The organism is Aquabacterium olei (assembly GCF_003100395.1).
Taxonomy (GTDB): domain Bacteria; phylum Pseudomonadota; class Gammaproteobacteria; order Burkholderiales; family Burkholderiaceae_C; genus Aquabacterium; species Aquabacterium olei.
This window is the reverse complement of the sequence record NZ_CP029210.1, coordinates 3,104,026-3,125,064: the sequence shown is the minus strand read 5'-3', so window position 1 is coordinate 3,125,064 and position 21,039 is coordinate 3,104,026. Positions and strand designations below refer to the sequence as shown.

General features: G+C 68.7%; 16 protein-coding genes, 1 tRNA gene and 1 other RNA gene. 6 read left to right on the top strand and 12 right to left on the bottom strand.

Annotated elements, in window-relative coordinates; translation table 11 throughout:
* Positions 1-85 precede the first annotated feature (85 nt).
* Positions 86-1,396 (bottom strand): glutamate-5-semialdehyde dehydrogenase, encoded by a 1,311-nt coding sequence (locus DEH84_RS13995; protein ID WP_109037406.1) that lies wholly within the window; start codon positions 1,394-1,396, stop codon positions 86-88.
* A 140-nt stretch (positions 1,397-1,536) separates the two neighbouring features.
* Here DEH84_RS13995 and DEH84_RS13990 point away from each other — a divergent pair, with 140 nt between their 5' ends.
* Both DEH84_RS13990 and DEH84_RS19635 read left to right on the top strand, forming a co-directional pair.
* A complete protein-coding gene (locus DEH84_RS13990; protein WP_109037405.1) occupies positions 1,537-1,899 on the top strand; it encodes a hypothetical protein in 363 nt (120 codons plus the stop codon).
* An 85-nt stretch (positions 1,900-1,984) separates the two neighbouring features.
* Positions 1,985-2,119 carry a hypothetical protein gene (locus tag DEH84_RS19635; protein WP_281262553.1) on the top strand — a complete coding sequence of 45 codons (135 nt, stop codon included), beginning with the start codon at positions 1,985-1,987 and terminating at the stop codon, positions 2,117-2,119.
* A 43-nt stretch (positions 2,120-2,162) separates the two neighbouring features.
* Here the strand turns inward: DEH84_RS19635 and DEH84_RS13985 are convergent, their stop codons facing one another.
* A complete protein-coding gene (locus DEH84_RS13985; protein ID WP_109037404.1) occupies positions 2,163-3,509 on the bottom strand; it encodes an FAD-dependent monooxygenase in 1,347 nt (448 codons plus the stop codon).
* A gap of 191 nt (positions 3,510-3,700) precedes the next feature.
* On the opposite strand from DEH84_RS13985, the gene DEH84_RS13980 reads away from it, so the two are divergent.
* The 3 genes from DEH84_RS13980 (at position 3,701) to DEH84_RS13970 (ending at position 6,680) form a co-directional block, all read left to right on the top strand.
* Positions 3,701-4,630 (top strand): polyprenyl synthetase family protein, encoded by a 930-nt coding sequence (locus tag DEH84_RS13980; protein WP_109038404.1) that lies wholly within the window; start codon positions 3,701-3,703, stop codon positions 4,628-4,630.
* A 15-nt stretch (positions 4,631-4,645) separates the two neighbouring features.
* Positions 4,646-4,722: transfer RNA gene (locus DEH84_RS13975), tRNA-Pro, on the top strand.
* A gap of 212 nt (positions 4,723-4,934) precedes the next feature.
* The gene (locus DEH84_RS13970; protein WP_109037403.1) at positions 4,935-6,680 is read left to right on the top strand and encodes a methyl-accepting chemotaxis protein; all 1,746 of its coding nucleotides are present in this window, start codon (positions 4,935-4,937) and stop codon (positions 6,678-6,680) included.
* 29 nt (positions 6,681-6,709) lie between these two features.
* Here DEH84_RS13970 and DEH84_RS13965 read toward each other — a convergent pair whose 3' ends face one another.
* From DEH84_RS13965 to DEH84_RS13945, 5 genes are all read right to left on the bottom strand, one after another.
* The gene (locus DEH84_RS13965) at positions 6,710-7,705 is read right to left on the bottom strand and encodes an SDR family oxidoreductase (RefSeq protein ID WP_245932594.1); all 996 of its coding nucleotides are present in this window, start codon (positions 7,703-7,705) and stop codon (positions 6,710-6,712) included.
* Positions 7,706-7,873: 168 nt separating this feature from the next.
* A complete protein-coding gene (locus tag DEH84_RS13960) occupies positions 7,874-10,858 on the bottom strand; it encodes an ATP-binding protein (RefSeq protein ID WP_109037401.1) in 2,985 nt (994 codons plus the stop codon).
* 11 nt (positions 10,859-10,869) lie between these two features.
* Positions 10,870-12,084, bottom strand: a complete 1,215-nt coding sequence (locus DEH84_RS13955; protein WP_109037400.1) for an ABC transporter substrate-binding protein — start codon at positions 12,082-12,084, stop codon at positions 10,870-10,872.
* Positions 12,085-12,148: 64 nt separating this feature from the next.
* A complete protein-coding gene (locus DEH84_RS13950; RefSeq protein ID WP_109037399.1) occupies positions 12,149-12,955 on the bottom strand; it encodes a DODA-type extradiol aromatic ring-opening family dioxygenase in 807 nt (268 codons plus the stop codon).
* Between the two features lie 31 nt (positions 12,956-12,986).
* Complete coding sequence (locus tag DEH84_RS13945; RefSeq protein ID WP_109037398.1) at positions 12,987-14,285, bottom strand: D-amino acid dehydrogenase; 1,299 nt, start codon at positions 14,283-14,285, stop codon at positions 12,987-12,989.
* A 142-nt stretch (positions 14,286-14,427) separates the two neighbouring features.
* On the opposite strand from DEH84_RS13945, the gene DEH84_RS13940 reads away from it, so the two are divergent.
* Positions 14,428-14,898 (top strand): winged helix-turn-helix transcriptional regulator, encoded by a 471-nt coding sequence (locus DEH84_RS13940; protein ID WP_109037397.1) that lies wholly within the window; start codon positions 14,428-14,430, stop codon positions 14,896-14,898.
* Between the two features lie 9 nt (positions 14,899-14,907).
* Here the strand turns inward: DEH84_RS13940 and DEH84_RS13935 are convergent, their stop codons facing one another.
* The 5 genes from DEH84_RS13935 to DEH84_RS13915 all read right to left on the bottom strand — a co-directional run bounded on the left by DEH84_RS13935 (position 14,908) and on the right by DEH84_RS13915 (position 21,032).
* Entirely contained in the window at positions 14,908-15,468 is a 561-nt protein-coding gene (locus DEH84_RS13935; protein ID WP_109037396.1) for a hypothetical protein, read from the bottom strand.
* A 141-nt stretch (positions 15,469-15,609) separates the two neighbouring features.
* Positions 15,610-15,981, bottom strand: a transfer-messenger RNA (tmRNA) gene (ssrA, locus tag DEH84_RS13930).
* 96 nt (positions 15,982-16,077) lie between these two features.
* Positions 16,078-17,307, bottom strand: coding sequence for a bifunctional glutamate N-acetyltransferase/amino-acid acetyltransferase ArgJ (argJ, locus tag DEH84_RS13925; RefSeq protein WP_109037395.1), 1,230 nt, complete (start codon positions 17,305-17,307; stop codon positions 16,078-16,080).
* A 27-nt stretch (positions 17,308-17,334) separates the two neighbouring features.
* Positions 17,335-20,079 (bottom strand): preprotein translocase subunit SecA, encoded by a 2,745-nt coding sequence (secA, locus tag DEH84_RS13920; protein WP_109037394.1) that lies wholly within the window; start codon positions 20,077-20,079, stop codon positions 17,335-17,337.
* A 173-nt stretch (positions 20,080-20,252) separates the two neighbouring features.
* The gene (locus DEH84_RS13915; protein ID WP_109037393.1) at positions 20,253-21,032 is read right to left on the bottom strand and encodes a metal ABC transporter permease; all 780 of its coding nucleotides are present in this window, start codon (positions 21,030-21,032) and stop codon (positions 20,253-20,255) included.
* Positions 21,033-21,039: the final 7 nt, after the last annotated feature.

Below are 21,039 nucleotides of genomic sequence, written 5' to 3'. Positions count from 1 at the left end.
CAGGCACTCAAAGCAAGAGCCCGGCATGGGGCCGGGCTCCGGGTCGTGAGGGGCGAGGCGGGCAGGAGGGGCCCCCCTGGGGCCGTCAGCTGCGCACTTCCCCTTGGCCGAGCACCACGAACTTCAGCGAGGTCAGGCCTTCCAGGCCGACCGGGCCGCGCGCGTGGAACTTGTCGGTGCTGATGCCGATCTCGGCGCCCAGACCGTACTCGAAGCCGTCGGCAAAGCGCGTCGACGCATTGATCATCACGCTGGATGAATCCACCTCGCGGATGAAGCGCATGCCGTTGGGGTGGTTGGTGGTCAGGATGGCGTCGGTGTGGTGCGAGCCGTAGTGGTTGATGTGGGCGATGGCCTCGTCCAGCGAATCGACCACCTTCACCGCGATCACCGGCGCCAGGTATTCCTCGAACCAGTCCTGCTCGGTGGCCTCGACCACCTTGGCACCCGGCACGTCGGCCAGGATGGCCTTGGCGCGGGCATCGGCACGCATCTCCACGCCCTTGTCGGCAAACACCTTGCCGATGCGGGGCAGGAAGGCCGCCGCCTGCGCGGCGTGCACCAGCAGCGATTCGGTCGCGTTGCAGGGGCTGTACTTCTGCGTCTTCGCGTTGTCCGTGACCTTCACGGCCAGGTCCAGATCGACCTCGCTGTCGACATAGGTGTGGCAGTTGCCGTCGAGGTGCTTGATGACCGGCACACGGGCTTCGTTGCTGATGCGCTCGATCAGGCCCTTGCCGCCGCGCGGGATGATGACATCGACGTACTGCGGCATGGCGATGAGCTGGCCCACGGCGGCGCGGTCGGTGGTCTGCACCAGCTGCACGGCGTTGGCGGGCAGGCCCACCTGCGTGAGCGCGGCCTGCACCAGCTTCCACAGCGCCAGGTTGGAGTGGATGGCTTCCGAGCCGCCGCGCAGCACGCAGGCGTTGCCGCTCTTGATGGCCAGCGAGGCGGCCTCGATCGTCACGTTCGGGCGCGACTCGTAGATCATGCCGAACACGCCGATCGGCACGCGCATCTGGCCCACGCTGATGCCGGTGGGGCGGCGGCGCACGTTGGTGATCTCGCCGACCGGGTCGGGGAGGGCGGCCACCTGTTCGCAGCTTTCGGCCATGGTCTCGATGACCTTGTCCGTCAGGCGCAGGCGGTCGACCATCGGGGCGGCCAGGCCGTTCTTTTCAGCGGCGATGATGTCGGCTTCGTTGCGGGCCTTCAGTTCGCCAGCGTGGGCGCGGATCTGGCCGGCCAGGGCGAGCAGCACGTTGTTGCGGGCGGCCGTGCTGGAGGCGGCCATGGCCGTGGCGGCCACGCGGGCGGCGCGGCCCACGGCGTCCATGTACTGGTCGACGGGCAGGTCGGCCGACGGGGCGAGGGAGGTGGCGGCGGTGTTCATCCGGCTATTGTCTCGCACGGGCCCGGCCGTTGCACGCCGTCGGTTTGCCCCCGTCTCAACGGTGACCCGGTAAGGCCCGTGACGAGCCCGGGGCCCATTTCCCGCGATGGCGCCCCGGTGGCCCGACGTATGCTGCCGCCATGCCCCCGCGCGAGCAAGTCATCCACATTCACCCCGAGGCGCCGCCCAAGCCGGCCGAAGGCCAGCCGTGCAATGGCTGTGGCGTGTGCTGCCTGGCCGAGCCATGCCCGGTGGGCGTGCTGGTGAGCCGCCGGCGCACGGGGGCGTGTGCGGCCCTGAAGTGGTCGGAGGCGGGCGGGCGTTATGTCTGCGGCCTGATGGGCGAGGCCGATGTGACGGCGGCAGCCCCGCGGCCGTTCTGGCCTCGTCGGCTGTGGCGACATTGGGTGCGCCGCGTGATCGCGTCAGGCATCGGCTGCGATGCGGGCCTGGAGGTCGGCGGCCCCGCTGCTGCCAGGGGCGAGGGGAACAAATCGTGCTGAAGTGCACGGCTGGAGGTGCCCTGTTCGGTGCATTGCCGGCCGGCCGCTTGCCTAGGATGACCGCATTGATTCCTGGAGCCGATTCATGCGCAAGAAGTTGTTGCAGCACACCCTGTTCGCCGCCATCGCCGCCTGGGCCCTGACCCTGGCCCATGGTGGGTCGACGGCGGTGCCGGATCGGTTGGCGGTGGACGTTCCGGCCGCATGGGCCGCACCGTGATCCGCCCGGCGGAGGCCACCGAGCGGGTCTGAACGCAGCGGGTTCAGCGCCAGCCGAACATCATCGAGCGCGCCACCAGGCGCTTGACCGGGCCGAGGGCCTGCACGGCACCCAGCCCGAGGCCGCGTGCCGTGGCGAGGATGGGCGCGGGCCAAGTGAAGCTCCGTGCGAGGAAATCGGTGGTGGCGAGCAGGGCCCAGCGATCGGGCTGACGGCGACGCTCGAAGCGGCGCAGCGCGTGCTGCACGCGGCTGGCCCGCGCAGTGGCATCGGCTTGCAGCACCCCTGGCGTGCCGGCGGGCGGCGCCAAGGTTTCGGCCTTGAGCGCGGCCAGCAACTCGTGCACGTCGCGCATGCCGAGGTTGAAGCCCTGGCCGGCCACCGGGTGCATCGTCTGCGCGGCATTGCCGATGCGCACCACGGCGCCGTCTTCGACCAACTTGCGATGGGCGTTGAGGCCCAGCGGGAAGGCCTTCAGCGGCGACATGGCCAGCAGCTGCCCGGCGTCCGGGTGGAAGACCGTGTTGAGCAGCGTGAGCCGCTGCGCCGGGGTGAGTTCCAGCACGGGATCGTCGGCCGCATTGACGCACCACACCAGGGCTGCGCGCCGCCCCACCGGGCCACCGGGCTCGATCGGACCATCGGGCAGGGGCAGCAGCGCAGCCGGACCCGAGGGGGTGAAGCGCTCGAACGCCGTGCCACGGGCGCCGGAGTCGTCCAGCAGGACCTGGCCCACCCAGGCGGTCTGGTTGTAGTCGTGGCTGACGCCGCGCGGCCATTGCAGCTTGGCCTGCTCGGAAAAGACCCCGCCTTCGGCCACCACGGCCAGGTCGAAGCGCTCGGCGATGTCGGCGTCGATCTCCACGCCTTCCGGGCCCAGCGGCTTGAAGCCACGCACCGGGGTGTCGAAGCGCATGGCCAGACGGTGCGGCTCGGCCGCGGTGGCGGCCTCCCAGGCTTTTTGCAGTGGCGCCACGAGCGTGCCGTAGCTGCACACCACACCCAGGCGGGGCACGCCCTGCTCCTGCGCCGTGATGCGCACTTCGGGCTGTTGGGCGCCTGGCCACAGCACGGTGGGTTGCTGCTGCGAGACGTGCACTTCGCGAATCGGCGCAGTCTGGCCGGCCTGCTCGATGGCATCCCACACGCCCATGCGCTGCAGTTCCTGCACGGTGCCGAGCGACAGGGCCAGGGTGCGCGCGTCGCCCGAGATGTCCTTGCTGGCGCTGCGTGCGTCGAACACGGTGATGCGGGCCTTGGGCAGGGCGGCGGCGGCCTGCAGCGCGAGGCTCAGTCCGGCCGGGCCGGCGCCGATGATGGCGAGGCTCAACGCGGGCGTCGGGGCGACGTGCGGCGCGGGCTCGAGGGGAACGGTGTGCGGGCTGCTCATGGTGACGTGGATCAGGAGGCCTTGGATTTGCCATTGTCGGCCACGGGCCACTGCCCCGCCAGCCACTGTGGTGCTCCGGATGCGCCCGGACTGCCTTCCTATAATGACGCGTTCCGTTACCTTTCAACCCCCCCGCGCTTGTGACCGCCTCCACCACGCCATCCAGCTACCGAGCCCTTGCCGCCGCCGACATGGCCCTGGTGGACGAGGTCATCCACCAGCGTCTGGCCTCGAAGGTGGCCCTGGTCAACCAGATCTCGCACTACATCGTGAGTGCCGGCGGCAAGCGGGTGCGCCCGATGCTGCTGCTGCTGGTGGCTGGCGCGCTGGGCGAGGACACGCCGCACCGCCACGAACTGGCCGCGGTGGTCGAGTTCATCCACACCGCGACGCTGCTGCACGACGATGTGGTCGATGAATCGGATCTGCGTCGGGGCCGCAAGACGGCCAATGCGCTGTTCGGCAACGCGGCCAGCGTGCTGGTGGGCGACTTCCTTTACTCGCGCGCCTTCCAGATGATGGTGTCGACCAACCGCCTGCGCGTGATGGAGGTGCTGGCCGAGGCCACCAACGTGATTGCCGAGGGCGAGGTGCTGCAGCTGATGAACATGCACGACCCCGACATCTCGGTGGACGACTACCTGCGTGTCATCGAATACAAGACGGCGAAGCTGTTCGAGGCGAGTGCCCGCCTGGGCGCCGTCATCTCGGATGCGCCGGCCGAGATCGAGGAGGCCTGCGCATCGTATGGCCGCGCCATCGGCACCGCCTTCCAGCTGATCGACGACCTGCTGGATTACGAAGGCAGCACGGCCGAACTGGGCAAGAACATCGGCGACGACCTGCGCGAAGGCAAGCCCACGCTGCCGCTGCTGGTGGCCATGCAGCGTGGCACGCCCGAGCAGTCGGCGCTGATCCGTGAGGCCATCGTGCACGGCGAGGTGGAGCGCATGCCGCAGATCATCGAGATCGTGAAGGCCACGGGGGCGCTGGAGGCCACGCGCGAGGCCGCGCACGCCCAGGCCGAGGTGGCGAAACGTTGTCTGGATGCACTGCCGGCCTCGAAGTGGCGAGAAGCCATGCTAGAATTGCTGTCTGACTCGATCAAGCGCTCTTCTTGAGCAGCAGATCAGAGACGGGGTGTAGCTTAGCCTGGTAGAGCGCTACGTTCGGGACGTAGAGGCCGGAGGTTCGAATCCTCTCACCCCGACCAGGAACACGAGAAAGCCCAAGTGATGCGTCACTTGGGCTTTTTGCATTGCGTGCTGGCTGTTGCGAATTTCATGGTGTGGCGTGAGCGGCGACCAGATCTGTCCGTCACCCCTGCGACAAAGTTGCCAGAAAGTCGGATTTCGGACAATGACACACTTCCGCGTGTGACAGCCATGACGTCATAGTGGGTTTCTCTCGTACAGGAAACGCACCATGTCTTTCTTCCACAATTTGAGCCTGAGCGCGCGGCTCTATGTTGTCTCTTTGACGTTGATCGCGGCCCTGGTGGCCGTGACCGCCAGTGCCTGGCAGCAGTTGGGTGAAGTGCAGGGCCTGACCCACCGCACGGGCAACGTCAAGGTGCTGCAGCTCAGCCTGATTGCCAGCACCGAACTGAAGGTGTCGCAGGCGCTGTCCGACATCCGGCAGGCCATGCTGGCCAAGAGCCCGGAAGAGATCGAGCAGGCGGCCAACGCCGTGCGACTGAAGCGCGAGCAGATTTCGAAGAACGACGCGGACTTTCTGGCCGAGATCACCGACCAGGCGGGCCGGGATGCCTTCAAGCGCGATTGGTTGGACCTGCAGGAGGTGTCGTGGCCGGTGGCGCTGAAGAACCTTCAGCTGGTCAAGGACGGGCAGCAAGAGGAGGCCCTGGTGATGCTGGCCCAGACCACCACGCCGCAGTTCGCCAAGATCCAGAAGTGGTTGAGCGAGGAGCGTGATCGGCAGATCAAGGTCCTGGGGCAGGATGTGGCCACCATCGGCACGAACGTGGACAGCACGCGTCTGCAGCTTTCCGGCCTGGTCGCGGCGGTGGGGGTCGGCCTGCTGGCCTTCTCGTGGTACATGGCGCGCTCGTTGCGCGGCCGTGTGGCGCAGGCGCAGACGGTGGCTGACCGCGTCAAGGAAGGCGATTTCTCGGTGGCCGTGGCGGACGACGCACGTGACGAGTTCAGCCCGCTGCTCGGCGCGCTGGCCGCCATGCAGACCTCACTGACCGATGTGGTCTCGCAGGTGCGGCAGAACGCCGAAGGGGTGGCCACGGCGAGCGCCGAGATCGCACTGGGCAACCAGGATCTGAGCCAGCGCACCGAAGAGCAGGCGACGGCGCTTCAGCAGACATCGGCCACCATGAGCCAGCTGGGATCCACCGTGCGCAACAACGCCGACAGCGCGCAGCAGGCCAACACCCTGGCGCAGGGCGCGTCGGCGGTGGCGGCCCAGGGCGGTGAGGTGGTGGGCAAGGTCGTGTCCACGATGCAGGGCATCAGCGACAGCAGCCGCAAGATCGGCGACATCATCGGCGTGATCGACGGCATCGCCTTCCAGACCAACATCCTGGCGTTGAACGCCGCGGTGGAGGCCGCACGGGCCGGCGAGCAGGGTCGGGGCTTTGCCGTGGTGGCGTCCGAGGTGCGCACGCTGGCGCAGCGCAGCGCGGAGGCGGCCAAGGAGATCAAGACGCTCATCGGCCGCAGCGTGGAGCAGGTGGAGCAGGGCACCGTGCTGGTGGACCAGGCGGGCAAGACGATGGACGAGATCGTGGGCTCCATCCGCCGCGTGAGCGACATCGTCGCGGAGATCACCTCGGCGACGGTCGAGCAAAGCTCGGGCATCCAGCAGGTGAGCGGCGCCGTGGGGCAGATGGACCAGGTCACGCAGCAGAATGCCGCGCTGGTCGAGCAGAGTGCCGCGGCCGCCGAAAGCCTCAAGGGCCAGGCACAGCAGCTGGTGCATGCCGTGGCGGTGTTCAAGCTGTCGCAAAAGGGGACGGCCTCGTCTTACCAGGCGGCGCGCAGCGTGCCGGCCCCCCTGCAGACCCCGCGCCCCGCGGTGCCTGCGCCTGTCGCGGCGAAGCCACCCCCCCTGACGTCAACCCCTTCCAGCACCCCCACCCCGACCCTGGCTCAGACCCCGGTTGCGGCACAGGCGGACGCCGACGACTGGACGTCCTTCTGAGCGGGACCTGACCGGCACCGCTGTGCCGCTTATCGGCCGTTCGCCCGCCGCAGGCGCGCCTGGCGAACGGCCAGCCAGCCCGCCCACACCATGAGCCCAGCGGCCGCCAGGCTGCCGCGGTGGGTGTTGAGCCAGTGCTGCGTGCTGTGGGGCGTGGCCTCGGCGTCGAACCGGCCATGGGCGCCGTGGTCGCCGGGCACGGGTTGCCAGAGGTTGTCCTGGTGTCCGGGCGGCAAGGGCTCAGCGGTCAGCTGCCCGCTCACCGCGCGGCGGCCCAGCAGGCGGTCCAGCACGCCGGGCATCACCAGGGTGCCCAGGATGGCCTGCACCGCGGGCCAGCCCACCCACACTTCGCGGCGCCGGTGGGTGGCGGCCCAGTACACGGCGCGTGCGGCCAATTCGGGCTGGAAGACCTTGCCCATCGGGCGGGGCCGCCGGTCGAACGCCGTGCGTCCCCAGTCGAACTGCGGGGTGTTGAAGGCCGACAGCTGCACCATCGTGAGGTGAACGGGGCTGCGCTCGTGAACCAGCTCGCACCGCAGCGCGTCGGTGAACCCGCGGACCGCGGCCTTGGCCCCGCAGTAGGGTGCCTGCAAGGGGATGGAACGGTAGGCCAGGGCGGAGCCCACCTGCACGATGGTGCCGTGGCCCTGGCGCTTCATGTGGCGCAATGCGGCCAGCGTGCCCCAGACGGTGCCGTGGTACGTGACGTCGGTGGCGCGCTGGAAATCGGTCGGCGAGATGGACAGCGCGTCGGCAAACAGCGTGGCCATCGCGTTGTTCACCCAGACGTCGATGCGCCCCCACGCACGGATCACCTCGTCGGCTGCGGCTTCGACCTGCTGCGACTCGGCCACGTCGGTGGGGACCACGAGGGCTTCGCTGCCCTGATGTTCGACATCGCGCTGCGCACCGGCCAGGCCGTCGGCACCGCGGGCCAGCAGTGCCACCCGCCAGCCGTGGCGCGCGAACTCGGTTGCCACCGCCCGGCCCACGCCGGCCGAGGCGCCGGTGATGACGACCACGGGCTGAGAGGCAGGTGCTGTGGTGGCAGCACGCGCGGCTGGCTGCGCGACCGGACTGGCGCGGCTTGGCGTGGTTTCAGCGGGCATAGCAAAACGGTGTGGATGCAGATTGCCATCGGTCAGCAAGCCGCGCGCCCGTCAGCGCGGGGCTCCCAGGGGGCGCCCGATTCAGGTTGTGCCGTCCGCCACAGCGGGCGCGGCGGCCACGCTGGTCTCGGCCGGCAGCCACAGCGTCACGGTGGTGCCCACGCCCCGTTCGCTGTCGAGCTCGACCTGGCCGCCATGCAGTTCGACGATCTCCTTTACCAGCGCCAGGCCCAGGCCGGTGCCCGGGATGTTGCCGGAGGCATCGGCGCGGAAGAAGCGCTCGAAGGCGCGCTGCGTGTGCTCCGGTGTCATGCCGATGCCCTGGTCGCGCACCACGATCGCGATGCCCGGTCGACCGGCGCGCTCGGCCCGACTCACGCTCATGGCGATGTCGCCACCTTCCGGCGAATACTTGTAGGCGTTGGACAGGACGTTGGTGACCGCATGCTGGAGCTTGGCCGCATCGACCAGCGCAGAGGGCAGGGCCGTGTCGACCTGCAGGGCCACGCGGCGCTCGTCGCCAGGCACCATGTGCGAGGCCACGATGTGCTGCATCAGCTCACCCACGTCGGTCGAGGCCCGCTGGAAGTCCTTGCCCTTGCGCGCTTCGATGCGGGCCAGGTCCAGCAGCTCGTTGATCATGTTGGTCAGCCACACCGACTGCCGGTTGATGGTCTGCAGCAGATCGCGGGTGCGCTCTTCGTCGAAGCGGCGCATCAGCAGCAGGTCCGAGAAGCCGCGGATGCTGGCCATCGGGGTGCGCAGCTCGTGAGCGGCCGTCGACAGGAACTCGCTCTTCATGCGGTCGACCTCGGTTTCCCGGGTGATGTCGCGCAGGTGCAGCACGCGCGACACGTTCTGCGCCGTGCACTGCCGCGTGGTGCACACCAGCACCCGCTGCGGCGGGCCGCGCAGCACCAGCACCTCGCTCTCGTCTTCGGGCCCGGCGCTCCAGTGCGCCATGCCGGGCGGGTTGCGTTGCTCGATGCACTGGGCGAGTCGGGCGTCGAAGTCGTGCACGTCCAGCCCGGTCACCTCGTCCACCGTGAGCCCGGTCAGGCGCTCGAAAGACGGGTTGCACGACACGACCCGGCCGGCCTTGTCGAACGAGACGAAGCCATCGGGGCTCAGCGCAAAGATGGTGTCGAGGCGGGCGAACTGATCGCGCAACTGCGCCTCGGCGGCGCGCTGCTCGGTGATGTCGCTGATGACGCCGATGTAGTGCGTGACCTCGCCCGTGCGTTCGTGGTGCACCGGCGCGATCGACAGGTCGTTGTCGAAGCGGCGGCCGTCCTTGCGGTAGTTGCGCAGCAGCACGCGGCAGGGCGTGTGATTGGCGATGGCGTCGCGCAGGACGGCGAGCCCGGGCTGGTCGCGGTCGTCGCCCTGCAGGAAGCTGCAGGAGCGGCCCAGAACCTCGTCGCGGCGGTAGCCGGTCACGCGCTCGAAGCCCTCGTTGACAAAGGCCAGCGGCGCATGCGGCTTGCGCACATCGACCAGCACGATGCCGTTGGTGCTGGCGTCGATGGCACGGTCGCGCAGACGCAGCTCGGCGGTGGCCTGCTCGCGCCATGCCTCGGCGCGGACCATGCCGGTGATGTCCGACAGGGTGCCGTCCAGGCGCACAGGCTTGCCTTCCGGGTCGCGCACGATGTTGAGCCGGTTGAGCAGCCAGCGCGGGCCGCGGTCGTCACCTGGTACGGCCAGCCGCACGGCCGCGCTGCCGGCTTTCATGGCGTGGGCAATGGCCCCGTCGAGTGCCTGCCGGCCGTGGTGATCGAGCAAGGTCTGCATGGTGGCCTCCACCATGGGCGTGCGGCCCGGCGGCAGGCCCAGCAGCGCGTGCACGGGCGGGCTGGCAAACAGCAGGGTCTGCCGGTCGATGCTGAGCGAGTAGACGCCGTCATGCAGGCTGGCCAGAATGCTGTCGAGGCGTTCCTTGGCGTGCGCGAGCTCTTCGGTGCGGTGCGCGACGGTCTGCTCCAGCCCGCTGTGGGCAGCCTGCAGCCGGGTGAGCATCGTCTGAAAGCTGTGCGCCAGGCTGTGCACTTCGGCCCCGCCGCGGCGCAGCTGGTCGGCCGAGAGTTGCGGGATCTCGTCCAGGCCGTCCCGCGTGACGCGGCGGGCGGCCTTCTTGAGCGCCTGCAGTGGCTCGATGGCAGCGCTGGCATACCGCTCGACCCAGCGCCGCGCCACACGCAGCACGATGGCCGTCAACAGCCCGTACACCAGCCCCACCCACAGCACGGGCTGCAGGGCGTGGAGGGTGGTCTCGAAGACCTGGAGCGTGAACGCGTGGCTTGTGCCGTTGTCGCGTGTACGCAGTTGCACCGGCCAGGAAACCGACAGCTCGCTGCTGAGGCGTTTGCCGGTGCTCGACAAGATCTGCCCGCCACTGCGGACCTCGCCGCGGTAGTCCGACGGAATGGTGCTCAGCGGCTCCTTCAGCAGCTGCGCCAGATCCAGCTCGCCGACCAGCGCCCCTTCGGCCGAGGCGGTGGCGCCGAAAAACACCGGGTAGGCCAGGATGAGCCGCCAGCGGCCATCTCGCTGACGCAGCTGCTGCTGCAGTTGACCGGCGACCACGCTGCGGGTGGCGAGCTCCTGGATGTCGGGGTCGGCCTTGCCCGCGCCAGGCGTCACGGCGGTGCTGCTGGCCAGAGGCCGACCCAGGTGGTCCGTGAGCCACACCGAGGCCACGGCCGGGTGGTGGCGCCGGTGTTCGACCAGGGTGGGGCGGATGTAGGCGTCACGGCCGGTCGGGTCCACCAGCGCGTTGCGCACCAGCGATCGCTGCGAGAGATCGGCCAGCCCCAGCGTGGCGGTGTCGAGTGCCGCCGACAGCTTGAGCCGCACTTCCTCGCCGTGCGAGCGCAGTTCGGCGTCCGCACGCTGCAGCAGCAGCCACACGATGAAGGCGAGCGACACGCCGCCGATGAGCAGGACCACCAGGGTCACCAGCCTCCGCGCGCCGATCGACAGCCGGGTCCCGAGGCTGACGGTGCCACTCAGATCCGGCGGCTCGGCCAGCGTGGACGAAAACAGCGAGCTGGGAGCGTCGTCCATGAGCACGGGCCTCAGGTCGGATGGCGCGGGGCGCGCTGCAGTCGGCCCTCGGCATCCCAGCGGGCCAGGAAGACGTCCGAGGCGTGGAGTGCCTCGTGGCGCTCGCGCGTGAAGGCTGGCGCATAGCGGCGCACCACGCCCTCCACCGGGTCGAGGTGCTCCAGTGCGTCGCGTACCGCCTCACGCCGCGTCGTGCCGGCGCGGGCCACGGCACGGTGCAGGATCAGCATCGCGTCGTACGCATGGCCCAGCCCCACCAGCGAAGGCACGCGCTGCGGGTCGGCCACGCCCATGCGCTCGGCGGCCCGTTGCTGCAGGCGCCTGCCCCGCGGGGTGCGGGCCATCTGCAGGGCGGCGGTCTGCACCACGCGCAGGTCCAGCTCACCGAGTGCCGGGCCCACCAGACGCGGGAAGTCGCCCCCGGCAATGCCCCAGTGGCTCAGGATGGGCAGACGGCTGGGTGGTGGCAGGCTCAGCATTTCACGCATGAGCAGCACCCCCTCGGGCTCGTTGGCGACGAGGACGAGGGCCTGTGCGCCGGCCTGCCTCAGGTTCAGCACGTGGTCGATCAGAGACGTCTCGCCGCCCCAGTTGTACCAGCGGGCCGGCAGCACGCGGATCGCCCGATGCCGTGCGGTGTATTCCTCGACCACCTTGTGACAGCTGCGCCCCCACCCGGAATTCGGCAACATCAGCCCCACGCGCTGGCACCCGTCGGCCGCCGCCGCGTCCAGCAGGGTCTCCATGGCCCAGGTGTCATTGAGCGAGACCCTGAACGACCAGTCGGGCTGGCGCGTCGGATCGAGCACGGTGTTGCCGGCCGCCCAGGGGCTGAAGACGGGGCACTGCAGTGCGGGTGCCACCTGGCCCATCTCCGTCAGCACCGGGCTGAAGCGGCTGCCGAACACGCCAACCAGATCGGGCAGGGCCGCCAGTTCGCGCAGGTTCTCGACACCCCGGCTCGGCACACTGCGGTCGTCGCGGACTTCGAGCAGCAATGGCCGGCCCAGCACACCCCCCGCGGCGTTGAGGTCTTCGATGGCCAGCTCCAGCCCCAGGCGGACCGCATCGTCGCTGGTGCTGGACGTCATGCGGAGTTCGGCCGTCATCCCCACGCGCACGGGCGAAGCCGCGGCCATCGCGGCCTGCAGGCAGGCGGGTGCAGCGAGGGCGCCACCGAGCCAGCGCAGAGCGCGGCGGCGGGGGCGATCGAAGGAGGCAGCCATGGGGCATCCCGGTTGGGGGCCGACAAACTGGACCGGCCGTTATCGCCCTATCGGCCGCCCCGGATCAGACTTGAGGCCAACCCCAGCCAAAGGTGGCCATCGACAGCACGCCGTGCGTGGTGTCGGCTGCCAGGCTGATGAAGGCATCGCCGTGGCGGCGGGCGCCGAGCGCCACCAGCAGGGGCAGGAAGTGTTCTTCTGTGGGATGCGCCCGCGTGGCATGCGGCGCGCGCTGCCGGTAGGCGATCACGGCATCGTCGTCGCCCCGCGCCACGGCGTCTTCCACCCAGCGGGTGAACTCGGCCACATAGGGTGCGGGTGGTGCATCGCCCCACTGCACCTCGCGCAGGTTGTGCGTCATGCTGCCCGAGCCGACGATGAGCACGCCTTCATCTCGCAGCGTCGACAGCGCGCGCCCGAGCTGCCAGGCCTCCGCCGGCCCGTAGTGCACCGGCAGCGAAACCTGGAAGACTGGCAACGGCGCCATGCCATCGGCCCCGGCGGGCAGCAGGTGCATCAGCGGCACCCAGGCGCCATGGTCCAGGCCACGGTGCTCGTCGCCCACCACGCGCAGCCCCGCGCGGGCCAGCGTCTGCACGGCCTTGCCGGCAAAGGGCAGGGGATCGGGCACGGGGTATTGCAGACGGTACATCGCTGGCGGGAAGCCGCCGAAATCGTGCACCGTCTCGGGCTGGCGCGACAGGGTCACGGCCAGCTCGCGGGTCTGCCAGTGCGGCGACACGACCAGCACGGCTCGGGCGGCGTGCGGCCGCTGGCCCAGTGACGTGAGCGCCTGGCCCAGCTGGCCGGGTTCGAGTGCGAAGGTCGGCGCACCGTGGGACACGAAGAGGACAGGGGCAGGGGAGTTCATGCCCTCACTGTATTGCGGCCCCTGGCGGCCATCATGGCGTGGCGGCTGACGGCTTCATTGCAAACTTTTGAACGCCGCGCTGCCAGCGCGCCAGCGAGAGCCCCTCGACATCGATGGCCGGGCGCCGTCCCATCACCAGGTCGGCCAGCACATCGGCCGAGCCGCAGGCCATCGTCCAACCCAGCGTGCCGTGGCCGGTGTTGGTCCACAGGTTGCGGAAGCCGGTGGCGCCGACCAGGGGCGTGCCATCCGGCGTCATCGGGCGCAGACCCGTCCAGAACTGGCCGGTCTCCATCACGCCGCCGCCCGGGAAGAGGTCGTTCACCACCTTCTCCAGCGTGGCGCGCCGGCGCGGGTCCAGCCGCATGTCGAAGCCCGCCAGCTCGGCCATGCCGCCCACGCGCAAGCGACGATCGAAGCGCGTGATCGCCACCTTGTAAGTTTCGTCCAGCACGGTGGACACCGGCGCGCGGGTCTCATCGGCCAGCGGCAACGTCAGCGAGTAGCCCTTCACCGGGTACACCGGCAGATCCAGGCCCAGGTCGTGCAGCAGGGCGCGGCTGCCACAGCCCAGCGCCACCACCACCTGGTCGGCCGGCAGACGGGCCTCGTCGGTCAGCACCGCACGCACCTGGCTGCCTTGCGTTTCCAGCCCCTGCACCTGCACCCCGAAGCGGAACTGCACCCCCAGCGCGCGGGCCTGGTCAGCCAGGCGGGTGGTGAACAGATGGCAGTCGCCGGTTTCGTCGTTGGGCAGCTGCAGGCCACCCGTGAGGCGGTCGCGCACGGCGTGCAGAGCGGGCTCCACGGTGTGCAGCGCCTCGCGCGTCAGCAGGCGGTGGGGCACACCGAGTTCGCGCAGCACGGCCACATCCCGCTCGGCGGCAGCCAGCTGCGCCTCGGTGCGAAACAGCTGCAGCGTACCCAGGCTGCGCGCCTCGTAATCCAGCCCGAGCTCGGCCCGCAAGGCGCGCAGGCGGTCGCGGCTGTATTCGGCCAACCGCATCATGCGGGTCTTGTTGACGGCGTAGCGGTCGGCGCGGCATTCCATCAGCATCCGGGCCATCCACTGTGCCTGGAACAGCGTGCCATCGGGCCGGATGGCCAGCGGCGCGTGCTTCTGGCACAGCCATTTCAGCGCCTTCAACGGGATGCCTGGGGCGGCCCACGGTGTGGCATAGCCCGCAGACACCTGTCCCGCGTTGGCAAAACTGGTTTCCAGCGCCACGCCGGGCTGGCGCTCCAGCACCGTCACGCGGGCGCCAGCCCTCGCCAGACTGAAGGCGGTCGTGGTGCCGATCACCCCGCCCCCCAGCACGATCACGTCCATGTCACACCCCTCACGGGCCGTCCAAGGCCCACGGCTTCACTGTAAGAAAACGGGTGTGGGGCTTTTCACTGACTTTGTTGCCATGGCAGGCGCTCTGCAGTGAAAATCACTACCAAACAAAGTCACGCGGGGGAAAGCCACCATGACCCGAGAACTCGATCGCCTGGACCGCCGCATCCTTGCCCACCTGCAGCGGGAAGGCCGGCTTTCGATGACCGAGCTGGCCGAGCGCGTGGGGCTGTCGCCCACCCCGTGCACCGAGCGCGTGCGACGCCTGGAACGCGAAGGCGTGATCACCGGCTACCACGCACGTCTGAACCCCGGGGCCGTGGGCCAGGCCATGCTGGTGTTCGTCGAGCTGAAGATGGCGATCAAGTCCGACGAGGTGTTCAACCAGGTCAAGGCGCAGATCGGCCACGTGCCCCATGTGCTCGAGTGCCACCTCGTCTCGGGTGACTTCGACTTCCTCGTCAAGGCCCGCATTGCCGAGATGTCGCAGTACCGCCGCCTGCTGGGCGAGATCCTGCTCAAGCTGCCGGGCGCGACCGAATCGCGCAGCTACGTGGTGATGGAAGAGATCAAGGAAACGCTGGTGCTGCCGGTCGAGGGCTGAACGCGCTGCTTACCGGGCTTCGCGGCAGTGCAGATAGCCTTCCACGGCCTCGGTCCAGGCGGCCTGCGTGTCCAGGTCTTCGTGCAGCGGGGAGGCCGGCGCCCGTCCCTGCAGTGCGGCCTGTGTGGAATGCAGCCCGTGCTGCACCATGTAGCTCGGGAAGTAGGCCGGTGGGCCGGCGCGCTGCACCATGGCACACAGCTGCAGCTTGCCCAGCTCCGAGCCCGCCATGTGGCGCAGATGCTGGCGGAAGGCGTTGCTGAGGTGGCCGTCTATGGCCATGCGCATCACCGACACGGCCTGGTGGGCTGACTCGTCCTTCACCCGAAGGATGTCGTAGCGCCCGTAGACGCCGGCCAACACGAACATGTTCGTGGCCGCCTCGAACGTGGCTGGCTGCTTCGCGCACTCGACCGCGCCTAGATACAGGTTCACCGGGGTGTATCGGTTGCCGAGGGACTTGCCGGCCGAGCAGGGTACGGGTTGCGCATCCGCGGGGCGCTCCTCCCCGCGCGCGGTGACCAGCGCGCAGGACAGCAGGATGGCGAGCAGGCAAGACCGTGAGCGCATAGAAGGCTCCGTGATGGTGCAGGGGCAACACCATCCTAGGCGCACGCGCAGCATGTGTTTTGCGACAGCGCAAGGCAGCTCGGCCGGTGGCGCAGCGCCCATAAAAAAACCCGACCACCAAGGGTCGGGTTTTCAGGTGTGTGGTGGAGCCGGGGGGAATTGAACCCCCGTCCGTAAGCCATCATCGAGCAGTTCTACATGTGTAGCCGTCTGATTTGGATCTCACCAACCTGATCGCGCAGCGGCACGCTACCAGGTCAGCCAGTCACTGAATCTCGACCTGAACCGAGTGACCCGGCTCAGACCCAGCCTATGTGAATGACCTCTCAGTCTTTGTCTTGCGACTCAGACACAGCCCATAGGCCAACTGTCGAGAGGCTCACCGGTGTTAAGCGGCGAGTGCGAACGATTCGTCGTTTGCAGTTACTTTGTTTCCAGATGGATTTACGAGGTGGCTGGTCCTCGACATGCCCTGTCCCGAATCCGTACCCACGTCGAAACCAGGTCGGCCCCAGGAAAAGAAGACCATTGTAGGCCGGATCGTCCGACCTTGCTGGTCTGAATGGAACATGGGGCTGTTCCGCCCCGTTTCAAGTGCCCCGGCCGCAATCAGCTGCGGTAGTCGGCGTTGATGCTCACGTAGTCGTGCGAGAGGTCGCAGGTCCACACGGTGGTCTGCGCCGTGCCCCGGCCCAGGTTCACGCGGATGCCGATTTCGCTCTGCTTCATCACGCGCTGGCCGTCTTCCTCGCGGTAGGCAGGGTTGCGGCCGCCCTTCGTCACCACGTGCACGTCGTCCAGGTGCATCTCGATCAGGTTCTGGTCGAGGTCGTCGATGCCGGCATAGCCCACCGCGGCCAGGATGCGGCCCAGGTTGGGGTCGGAGGCGAAGAACGCGGTCTTGACCAGCGGCGAGTGGGCAATGGCATAGGCCGCGAGTGCGCACTCGGCCTCGTCACGGCCGCCTTCCACCGTGATGCTGATGAACTTGGTGGCGCCTTCGCCGTCGCGCACGATGGCCTGGGCCAGCTTCTGGGCGACCTCGATCAGGGCGGCGCGCAGCACCTGAGCATCGGCCGAGTCCAGGCTGTTGATCTCGGCGTGCTTGGCCTGGCGGGTCGCGATCAGCACGAAGCTGTCGTTGGTCGAGGTGTCGCCGTCGATGGTGATGCGGTTGAACGAGGCGTTGGCGGCCTCGGTCACCAGCGGCTGCAGCAGGGCCGGCGCGATGTTCGCGTCGGTGGCCAGGTAGCCCAGCATGGTGGCCATGTTGGGCTTGATCATGCCGGCGCCCTTGCTGATGCCGGTGATGGTCACGGTCTGTCCACTGATCTGCACCTGCTTCGAGGCACCCTTGGGGAGGGTGTCGGTCGTCATGATGCCTTCGGCGGCCACGGCCCAGTTGTCGGCCTTGGCATCGGCCAGGGCGGCGGGCAGGCCGGCTTCAATGCGGTCCACCGGCAGCGTTTCCATGATCACGCCGGTCGAGAACGGCAGCACCTGCTCGGGCGACACGTTCAGCAGACGGGCCATGGCGATGCAGGTCTGGCGCGCGCGGACCAGGCCGTCTTCGCCCGTGCCGGCGTTGGCATTGCCGGTGTTGATCACCAGCGCGCGGATGTCGGCGTTGGCGGCCAGGTGCTCGCGGCACAGCTGCACCGGGGCGGCGCAATAGCGGTTCTTTGTGAACACGCCGGCCACGGCGCTGCCGGGCTCCAGTGTGATCACGGTCAAGTCGCGGCGGTTGGCCTTGCGCACGCCCGCCATCGTGATGCCCAGCTTGACGCCGGGAACGGGGTGCAGGTCAGCGGGGTTGGGGGCGGTCAGGTTGACGGGCATGGTGTCGGTCTCTCAGGCGCGGGCGGATCAGGCCAGCTTGCCGTGGCAGTTCTTGTACTTCTGGCCGCTGCCGCAGGGGCAGGGGTCGTTGCGGCCCACGCGGGGCAGGGCGTCCGCCTGCGTGGTGGGGTCGGCTTCGGTCGCCACCGAGCCATCCTCGTTCGGATGGGTGTAGGTGACGTTGATGAAGCTCTCGCCCTGGTTCTCGATGGCCTGGGCCGCCTGCGCCGCTTCCTCGCGGCTCTGGATGCGCACCGTCATCAGCGTGCGGGTCACGTCCATCTTGACCACGTCCAGCAGCTGACCGAACAGCTCGAAGGCCTCGCGCTTGTATTCCTGCTTGGGGTTCTTCTGGGCGTAGCCGCGCAGGTGGATGCCCTGGCGCAGGTAGTCGAGCGCGGCCAGGTGCTCGCGCCAGTGGCTGTCCATCGACTGCAGCAGCACCATGCGCTCGAAGCCGGCAAACTGCTCGGCCCCCACCAGCGCCACCTTGGCCTGGTAGGCCGCCTCGGCGGCGGCCAGCACGCGCTCCAGCACGTCGTCGTCTTCCACCGAGGTCGCGGTCTCGACCCACTTCACCAGGTCGACCTCCAACTGCCATTCGTCGGTCAGCACGCGTTCCAGCGTGGCCAGATCCCACTGCTCTTCCAGGCTGTTGGCCGGCACGAAGGTGCGCACCACGTCGGTGATGGCGCCCTTGCGCAGGTTGGCGATCGACGCGGCCACGTCCACCGATTCCAGGATCTCGTTGCGCTGCTGGTAGATCACCTTGCGCTGGTCGTTCGACACGTCGTCGTACTCCAGCAGCTGCTTGCGCATGTCGAAGTTGTGCCCTTCGACCTTGCGCTGTGCGCTTTCGATCGAGCGGGTCACGATGCCGGCCTCGATGGCTTCGCCTTCGGGCATCTTCAGGCGGTCCATGATGGCGCGCACGCGGTCGCCCGCGAAGATGCGCATCAGCGGGTCGTCCAGCGAGAGGTAGAAGCGCGAGGAGCCCGGGTCACCCTGGCGGCCGGCACGGCCACGCAGCTGGTTGTCGATGCGGCGCGATTCGTGGCGTTCGGTCGCGATGATGCGCAGGCCACCCAGTTCCTTGACCTTGGCGTTCAGTTCGACCTGCTCCTGGCGCAGGGCTTCGATCTTCGCGGTCTTCGCGGCCTCGTCGAGCGACGCGTCGGCCTCGATGAGCTGCACGTCCTTCTCGACGTTGCCACCCAGCACGATGTCGGTGCCGCGGCCGGCCATGTTGGTCGCGATGGTGATCATGCCCGGGCGGCCTGCCTGGGCCACGATCACGGCCTCGCTGGCATGCTGCTTGGCGTTCAGCACCTGGTGCGGCAGCTTCTCGCGGGTCAGCATCTGCGAGATCAGCTCGGAGTTCTCGATCGACGTGGTGCCGACCAGCACGGGCTGGCCGCGGCCATGGCACTCGCGGATGTCCGCGATGATCGCGTTGTACTTTTCCTGCGCGGTCTTGTAGACGAGGTCGAGCTGGTCCTTGCGGGCCAGCACCCGGTTCGGCGGGATGACAATGGTTTCCAGTCCGTAGATGGACTGGAATTCGTAGGCTTCGGTGTCGGCCGTACCCGTCATGCCGGCGAGCTTGCCGTACATGCGGAAGTAGTTCTGGAAGGTGATCGAGGCCAGCGTCTGGTTCTCGGCCTGGATGTGCACGCCTTCCTTGGCTTCCACGGCCTGGTGCAGACCATCGGACCAGCGGCGACCCGACATCAGGCGACCGGTGAACTCGTCAACGATGACGACTTCGCCGTTCTGCACGACGTAGTGCTGGTCCTTGTTGTACAGGTGATGGGCCCGCAGCGCCGCGTACAGGTGGTGCATCAGCGAGATGTTGGCCGCGTCGTACAGCGAGGCGCCTTCGGCCAGCAGGCCGGCTTCGCCCAGCAGGCGCTCGGCGTTCTCGTGGCCTTCTTCGGTCAGGAACACCTGACGGGATTTTTCATCGGCCGTGAAGTCGCCCGGCTCGATCACGCCTTCGCCGGTGCGCGGGTCGGCTTCACCGATCTGCTTCTTGAGGTGCGGCACCACGGCGTTGATGCGCACGTACATCTCGGTGTGGTCTTCGGCCTGGCCCGAGATGATGAGTGGGGTGCGGGCCTCGTCGATCAGGATGGAGTCCACCTCGTCGACGATGGCGTAGTTCAGGCCACGCTGCACGCGGTCGTGCAACTCGTAGACCATGTTGTCGCGCAGGTAGTCGAAGCCGTACTCGTTGTTGGTGCCGTAGGTGATGTCGGCGTTGTAGGCGGCCTGCTTCTCCTCGCGGGGCATCTGCGGCAGGTTGATGCCGACGGACAGGCCCAGGAAGGTGTAGAGCTTGCCCATCCACTCGGCGTCGCGGCGGGCCAGGTAGTCGTTGACGGTGACCAGGTGCACGCCCTTGCCGGTCAGGGCATTGAGGTAGACGGGCAGGGTGGCGGTCAGCGTCTTGCCTTCGCCGGTGCGCATTTCGGCGATCTTGCCGTTGTGCAGGGCCATGCCGCCCAGCAGCTGCACATCGAAGTGGCGCATCTTGAAGACACGCTTGGAGCCTTCGCGCACGACGGCAAAGGCCTCGGGCAGCAGGGCGTCGAGTGACTCGCCACCGGCGATGCGTTGCTTGAACTCGTCGGTCTTGGCACGCAGCTGCTCGTCGCTCAGGGGCTCGAAGGTGGGCTCCAGCGCATTGATCTTGGCCACCGTGCGACGGTATTCCTTCAGGAGGCGCTCGTTACGGCTACCAAAAATCGAAGTGAGAAGCTTGGGCAACATGGAGGAATCTATCCAATCGATCGGCTTTGCACGCCGGCTGGCGGGGGCACCTTGCCCCAGTCAACCAAAGCGAAAAAGTGTAGCACCCGGGGGTGACGCCCCTGCGACGGTGGCCGGGGCCGCTGCGGGGGGCTTTCCCCGCCCCGGTTTCGGGGGGAAGGTGGGCAGGCGCGTCAGGCTTCAGGCGCGGACCTGGCGGTGGGCATGAGGCTGGCCACGCCCATCGCACACGCGGCCATCGCGACCACCACGACGGCGCCCGACGGCAGATCGAGCACCGCCGAGAGGGCCAGGCCCAGCAGGTAGGCCGTCGCGCCCAGCCCCCACGCCACCGGCAGTCGCCACCGGGTGGGCGCGCGCCGCACCGCCAGGGCCGGCATGATGAGGCTGCTGAAAACCAGGTAGACGCCCACCAGCTGCACCGAGGCCGTCACCGCCAGCGCGAAGAGGACATAGAAGCCGGTGCTGCCCAGCCGCTCGCGGGCGCCGAACCACAGCGCGAGCAAGACCGCCGTGAGGGCGGCCATGCCGAGCAGCTGCGACGGGGTCACCCACAGGATCTGGCCCACCAGCAGGTCCTTGAGGTGCTCGCCGCCGTGCGGGTTGCCCGCCAGCAACAGCAGGCCCACGCTGCTGGCCAGCACGAACAGGGCACCGATCAGGGCTTCCTGCACGTCGGGCCAGCGGCGCTCCAGCCAGGTCATCAGCGCGGCACCCACCAGCGCGGCCGAGGCGGCCGCCAGCTGCACGCCCCAGCCCTGCGCTTCCCAGCCCAGGGCATCGGCCGCGATCACGCCCAGCCCGGCAATCTGGGCGATCGCCAGGTCGATGAAGACGATGCCCTTGCGCAGCACCTGCATGCCCAGCGGCACGTGGGTGGCGAGCACCAGCAGCCCCGCCACGAGGGCGGGGCCGACGATGCTCCAGTCGAGCGGGTGCCAGTGGTCGAGCATCGATGCG